Annotated in this window: 1 protein-coding gene and 1 pseudogene; both read left to right on the top strand. The window is 63.5% G+C overall.

The window, feature by feature from the left end; translation table 11 throughout:
- Nucleotides 1–348: pseudogene (locus EN939_RS33965) on the top strand (CDP-alcohol phosphatidyltransferase family protein); the annotation flags it as partial.
- Nucleotides 320–1,458 (top strand): AI-2E family transporter (locus EN939_RS33970; RefSeq protein WP_164751506.1); only part of this gene is annotated, 1,139 nt, incomplete at its 3' end. The pseudogene EN939_RS33965 and the gene EN939_RS33970, both read left to right, overlap by 29 nt.

The raw sequence follows: 1,458 nt of genomic DNA on the forward strand, positions 1-1,458 counted from the left end.
GTTTCGGTGTTCGTGGTCATGAGCTTCATCGGGCAATTGCCGCTGTGGCTTGTCGTCATCATGGTGTCGCGCGGCGCGTTGATCGTCTGCGCGGTGGTGTTGTCCGCCGTCATGACCCATCCGGTCGAGATGAAACCGTTGTTCGTGTCGAAGGCCAACACCGCGATCCAGATCGTGCTGGCCGCGCTTGTGCTGGGAGAACTTGCCCTTGCCGTTCACTTCGACCCGCTGAGGTCAGCCCTCATATTGCTGTCCGGGGTCTTGACCGTGGCTTCGGCCGCAGCCTATCTCGTCACTTGGCTGAGGCACATGAGCGGCTATGGCGAAGGCTCCACTCCGGACATCTGAGACAGAAGCGGCAGCGATCGAGGCCGCGGCCGCCGACATCGCCGCGTCCGCGACCTTTCGCCGGCAGATCTTCTTCTGGCTGGCCGGTGCCGCGCTGCTGGCGCTTTTCCTCTATGTTTTCAGCGCCATCCTGCTGCCCTTCGTCGCCGGCATGGTGCTGGCCTATTTCCTCGATCCCGTTGCCGACCGGCTGCAGCGGCTCGGCCTGTCCCGTTTCATGGCGACGGTGGTCATCCTCATCACCTTCCTCATCGTGCTGGTGCTGGCCTTCGTCATCCTCATTCCGGTTCTGGCCACGCAGATGGCCGATTTCGCCGGCAAATTGCCGGAATATCTGACCCGGCTGCAAAGCCTGATCACCTCGTTCGATCCGAAATGGCTGGAACAGAAGTTCGGCGTCAACGCCAACAGCTTGCGCGACGGGTTGAATTCGCTGCTGACCTCGGGCTTCGGCCTGGTCACCACCGTCTTCACCTCACTGTGGAGTTCCGGCATGGCGCTGGTCTCGGTGGTCAGCCTGTTCGTGGTGACGCCGGTGGTCGCCTTCTACATGCTGCTCGACTGGGACCGCATGGTGGCGGTCATCGACGGTTGGGTGCCGCGCGACAACGTCCAGACCGTGCGCGCCATCGCTCGTGACATCAACACCGCAACAGCCGGCTTCGTGCGCGGCCAGGGCACGCTGTGCCTGGTGCTGGGCGCCATGTATGCCACCGGGCTGACGCTGACCGGACTGAATTTCGGCATCCTCATCGGCCTGTTCGCCGGGCTGATTTCCTTCATCCCCTATGTCGGCTCGCTGACCGGGCTGGTGCTGGCCGTCGGCGTCGCCTTCGTCCAGTTCTGGCCGGACTGGACGATGATCGTCGCGGTCGCGGTCGTGTTCTTCATCGGCCAGTTCATCGAGGGCAACATCCTGCAGCCGCGGCTGGTCGGCAAGAGCGTCGGCCTGCACCCGGTATGGCTGATGTTTTCGCTGTTTGCCTTCGGTGCGCTGTTCGGCTTCGTCGGCTTGTTGATCGCGGTGCCGGCTTCTGCGGCCGTCGCCGTGCTGGTGCGGTTCGCCATTGCCCGCTATCTCGAATCGCCGCTCTACAAGGGCCGCGGCGC

The organism is Mesorhizobium sp. M7A.F.Ca.CA.002.05.1.1 (assembly GCF_003998335.1).
Taxonomy (GTDB): Bacteria; Pseudomonadota; Alphaproteobacteria; order Rhizobiales; family Rhizobiaceae; genus Mesorhizobium.